Here is a 4,571-nt window from a genome sequence, read left to right as displayed (position 1 = left end):
GTGGCCCCGCGCAGTGCGGGCACTCCGGCGATGCCGTCGGCGGCCCGGGTGGGCAGCAGGTGCAGCAGGAAGTCAGTCACGTGGTCCGGATGCGGCCACAGCACGAGGCTCTCGACCCCGGGGGACGCGGCGGCCAGGCCGAACGGAGCATCCGGCGTGTCCAGCGGGCCGAGGGCGGAGTGGGGGCGGGCCAGGGTATGCAGCACCGCGGCCTCGAATGCCTGCTGTTGTGGATTGGTGGTGTCCGGGACAAGCCCGAAGTGCATGCCGTGGCGGCGGTAGAAGGCGAGAGCGGCCTGGTGACCTTCGCCTGTGTACAGCCGACGCAGCCGTACGGCCTGGCGTTCGGTGGACATGGAGAGGTCCGTCCTGCGGCGCGACTGCCCGGACCGGCGCGCCGACAGACGCGGGTGAAGTCGGTGCGACTGACGTGGCGTTCGCCTCTTCCCGCCGGGTCGCATCCGTGGGTCCGGGCCACTCGATACGGACGGTGGCAGCAGTCCTGCCGAGGGCAAGGATAGCGCGCCACGCCCCCGGAGACCTCCGCCGGCCGGCCGAGCACAGCAAGGTGCATCCATCCGACGTTTGACACATAAAACTTGACGTACGTAGCCCCTGAAGATATAATAATGATTACAACGCCAGACGGCAAAACCCCGAGGAGTGCACCAGATGACCATCAAGCGGATGCCGTTGAAGGCCAACGGCCACGCGCTCTCCCGCTCGGGAGAGGTGGAGGCGAAGTGGCTGTTCGACGACATGGACCCCATGGTCTCGGGTGCGGAGTACGCCTGCCGGGTCTGCAACCAGCCGCCGACCTACCGGTTCACCGATGACACAGTCCACGTGGTGGAGCCGTGCCCCTACCCGGACGGGATCACCACGACGATCACCATCGCCGTTCCGTCCGGGAAGCTGCTGGTCAGCGACGACCTGCGCCCCGTGTTCACCTGGGTCGACGCCGACCCGATGAGCTACGAGAGCACTCTCGGCAAGGCTCAGGCGATCCGGCAGATGGCCGATGCCGGGTGCGCCTTCGGTCCCGCCGACAACTGCGGCCTTGGCCTGTACCGCACCGGGCCGGACAACTACATCATCGCCAGCCCCCGCTTGGACGAGGACGACGAGCCCTCCCTCGCGGAGAGCGACTGCCTGGCGAGGATCTGCACGGACCTGTGGGCGTACTCCTGCGCCGACTTCGAGCTCTGGAAGGCCCGGGGCGGCGACCCGGCCACGCTCGGCTGGTCCGACACCGTCGTGGACGTGCCGCCCGGCGAGTACCGCTTCGTCCACCACTCCGGTGAGCGCGGCTTCGACCGTGACAGTGCCGACACCGTGGTCTTCGCCCATGTCGAGCGCATCTGAGGGCCGCGCGGACCAGCCGCGGAGGGAGGCCCGCTAGCGCGCCGCCTCCCGCTCCGCCCGCACGGCGATACCGCCAGCTTCCCCGGAGCTTGCCGCATTCACGGCGGAGCCTCCCGACGAAAGGAACACCGCATGGGCGACAAGGTCATCTCCCAGAAGCCCGTGGGCGAGTACGTGATCGACGGCCAGCGCGTGGAGGTCACCCGTCTGGTCTGGCGTGAGGCCGCCGGGCTGAGCTACGACATCACGGACGCGGAGACCGGCGATCTTCTGCGGGACGAGTCCTTCGACGAGCACCCCACCGAGGAACAGGTGCGCGACGCGCTCGCGGACTACAACTCCCCCACGGAGGACGAGGAGGGCCACTCACCAGTCGGTTACTGCCGCTTCTGCAAGAGCGCGATCGCGCCCGCCTCGTCCGGCCACCTCATCCACGCCGCGGAAGACGGCTCCAACCCCTGGTGCTGCGACGGCTGCTGGGACCCCCGCCTGGGCTGAGCACTACCGGCCGCCGGAGCCGCCGGCCGCACACCGCGCCGGGCTGGACGGCCGGCCGGGACGCCGAGAGCACGAACCACCGTAAAGAAGGAGACCATGCCGACCGCCGCCTCCCTTCCGCCCGAGACCGAGCAGCCGAGCATGAGCACGGTCAGGTGCGACTCGTACGCCTACACCCGCCGGCGCGGTGGCTGTGGAGCGCCCGCCACCAAGCTGCTGACCGTCACGTTCACCGAACGCCGCACCCGGCGGTACCGGCTGTGCGACCGTCACGCCGCCGGCGTGCACGAGGACGTGGCCGACCCCCTGTTCGCCTACCTCGGCTGCACCGGCGTGAGCGAGGCCCCCATCGCCCCCGCAGGCGGCGCGACTTCGGCGGGCCGCTGACATCCGGCTGAGCGGGCCTGGATCAACCCATAGCCCGTCGACCCTCACCACGCATGACACATAAAACTTGACTCCAAAGACCTATTTGCATAGAATAATGAATGTCTTGAGGGCTTTCGTTCGGCCTTTCAGCCCAGCCCGCCGCCCCGCGTTCGCGTTCTCTGCCGGACGTCGGCCCGGTCGGCTCCACCTTTCCAGCGAGCCCGCCCTGCCGGCGGTTGCCCGCCGCTGCCCAGAAGGGAATGTCCGTATGAGCCAGAGCGCCGCCGGCGAGCATGAGGAGACCTACCGCGGCAGCCACATCCGCGTCGTGACCGTGCCGGAGCGCGAACTGGGCGCCGGTGCAACGATCCTCACCCACCTCGCGCTGCGGGTGAACGGACGGCCGGTCACCACCCGGGCCCGCACCGTCAAGGCGGCGATGAGGCGGGGCCGCCAGACCGTCGACCGCGCGCTGCTGGACGCCCGGCTGCTGCCGGTCCTGCGCACGCTGGCCGCTGTGGGCCCCGGCGCCGCCGAACTGGTCGCTGCGGGCAAGGTCGGCGAGGGGGACACGGTGTGGGTCCACAGCTGGGGCCTGTGGCGGCGGGGACAGGTCACCCGCATCGCACGGGTCAACGTGACCGTCTCCTACGTCACCACGTCCTCCGACACGGTCCGCCACAAGACCGTCCACCTGCGGGACCTGCGCCGCGAGGCCTCCGCCGCGACGCCGTCCACGGTGGCCGCGGCGCCCGCCCGGAACGAAGCCGTGGACGACTGCCGCCGCTGCGGCAAGCGCGTCGGGCTGTACAAGGGCCTGTGGTGGGGCGGGGACGACGACTTCATGTGCCCGGACGGGGAGAGCCAGCACGCTCCCCGCGGACTGTGGCAGCAGCGCGGCCGCCGGTCACCGGAACAGCTCACCGCCGCCGAGGGCTACTTCATGCGCTCGGTAAACGGCGGCACGCCGCGGCGCGTGCCCGCCCGGGCGGCGCTGGGCGAGATCGAGGCGGCGCTCGACGACGGCGTCCTGGTCGAGGACCTGCCCGGCGAGGCGGCCCTCCTCCCGTTCCGCGACCGGCGCGGCCGTATCGAGGTGCGCCCGGCGACCGCCGAGGAGAGCGCCGAGTCGGCGGTCGCCGACCATGACGTCTACGGCCCGGGCAGCGAGGTCACCGTCCGGCCTGTGACGTGGGACCGGCAGAAGCGTGCGCACGTCGTGGGGACGGAGTTCGCCGCGAGGGTGGCGCACAGCGTCAACGGCGGCCGGTACAAGGTGCGCTGGTCCGACGGCGAGGGCGTCTTCACGCTGGACGAGCTGCGCCCGGCGGGCGCGACGCGCCGGCCGGTCGAGGCGCTGCGGGCCGGGTCGCACGCGGTGTGGAACACCGGCGCCCGCATCGGGGACACCACGTCCCAGCGCTGGCCGACCAGCCCGTTCGTGCACGAGTGCCGCGACTGCCGTACGCGCGGCACCCGTGCCGACCTTCCGGGCCGGCCGTGCACGGCGCAGGTCGAGACCGCCCTGTCGCTGAGCCGGGCGGAGGATCTGCTGCCGGAGGCGTTCGCTCGGTGGGAGAGCCGGGTCACCACGGAGCGCGGTACGGACATCGGCGTCTTCAGCCGGGGTGTCGCGGTGGAGATGGCGGCGGCCGAACTGCGCGCCGGCGCCTCGCACTCCTGGGAGGACGACGGCCTGACCCTGGTCCGTGAGGGCTTCACCACCGTGCTGGAGCCCTACCGCAGCCCGCAGGAACGCGCGGCCGAAGCCGAGGCACGCGCCGCCGAGGACCTGCGCTGGGAGAAGATCCTCGCCGACACCGAGGACGTCGCGTTCGAGGACCTGGCGGTCGGGGACGTGCTGGTGCGCGGCTACGGCGACGGGCGCCGCGCGCAGGTCGTGCGGCCGGCCGAGGACTTCACCGACCGCTTCGGGCGGACGATGCGCCGCCTGTGGTGCCGGGCCGTGGAGGGCGGTGACCGGGAAGGCTGGGTCGAGTTCGGGCCCGGCGGGCGCACCCTGCGCCAGATCACCGGAGCACGCCAGAACGCCCCGGCCCTGCCCGAGGACGGCCAGGTCGCCGACTGCGCGCACTGCGGCGAGCCGATCACCTGGTCCTACGAGGACCCGGAGCCGGGCAGTGACAACGCCGTCGGCGCCTGGGCCGACGGCAGCGGCGCCGAGCAGTGCCCGGCCCGCCAGGACCTCGCGGATCCCGGCCACGCCCCGGCCGCCGAAGGGCCGCTGGGCATGGGTGACGTCCGCGCCCGGTTCCGCCGGGCCATGGACCGGCTCGCGCACACCGACGCGGACGAGCGCCTGGTCGGCCTGTTGACCA

Annotated in this window: 5 protein-coding genes; 4 read left to right on the top strand and 1 reads right to left on the bottom strand. The window is 72.1% G+C overall.

Annotated elements, in window-relative coordinates; all coding sequences use genetic code 11:
* Nucleotides 1-356 (bottom strand): hypothetical protein (locus GA0115259_RS33600; RefSeq protein ID WP_141716797.1); only part of this gene is annotated, 356 nt, incomplete at its 3' end.
* 316 nt (nucleotides 357-672) lie between these two features.
* Between GA0115259_RS33600 and GA0115259_RS33595 the strand changes: the two genes are divergently transcribed.
* From GA0115259_RS33595 to GA0115259_RS33580, 4 genes are all read left to right on the top strand, one after another.
* Nucleotides 673-1,365 (top strand): hypothetical protein, encoded by a 693-nt coding sequence (locus GA0115259_RS33595; RefSeq protein ID WP_093603929.1) that lies wholly within the window; start codon nucleotides 673-675, stop codon nucleotides 1,363-1,365.
* Between the two features lie 132 nt (nucleotides 1,366-1,497).
* Entirely contained in the window at nucleotides 1,498-1,863 is a 366-nt protein-coding gene (locus GA0115259_RS40810) for a hypothetical protein (RefSeq protein ID WP_176732745.1), read from the top strand.
* Between the two features lie 96 nt (nucleotides 1,864-1,959).
* Nucleotides 1,960-2,250: a hypothetical protein gene (locus GA0115259_RS33585; protein ID WP_093603927.1), complete on the top strand. Its 291-nt coding sequence runs from the start codon at nucleotides 1,960-1,962 to the stop codon at nucleotides 2,248-2,250.
* Between the two features lie 250 nt (nucleotides 2,251-2,500).
* Nucleotides 2,501-4,571 (top strand): hypothetical protein (locus tag GA0115259_RS33580; protein WP_141716796.1); only part of this gene is annotated, 2,071 nt, incomplete at its 3' end.

Source organism: Streptomyces sp. MnatMP-M17 (assembly GCF_900091995.1).
Lineage (GTDB): Bacteria > Actinomycetota > Actinomycetes > Streptomycetales > Streptomycetaceae > Streptomyces.
The sequence above is the reverse complement of the archived record's forward strand: the minus strand, read 5'-3'. Positions and strand labels throughout refer to the sequence as shown.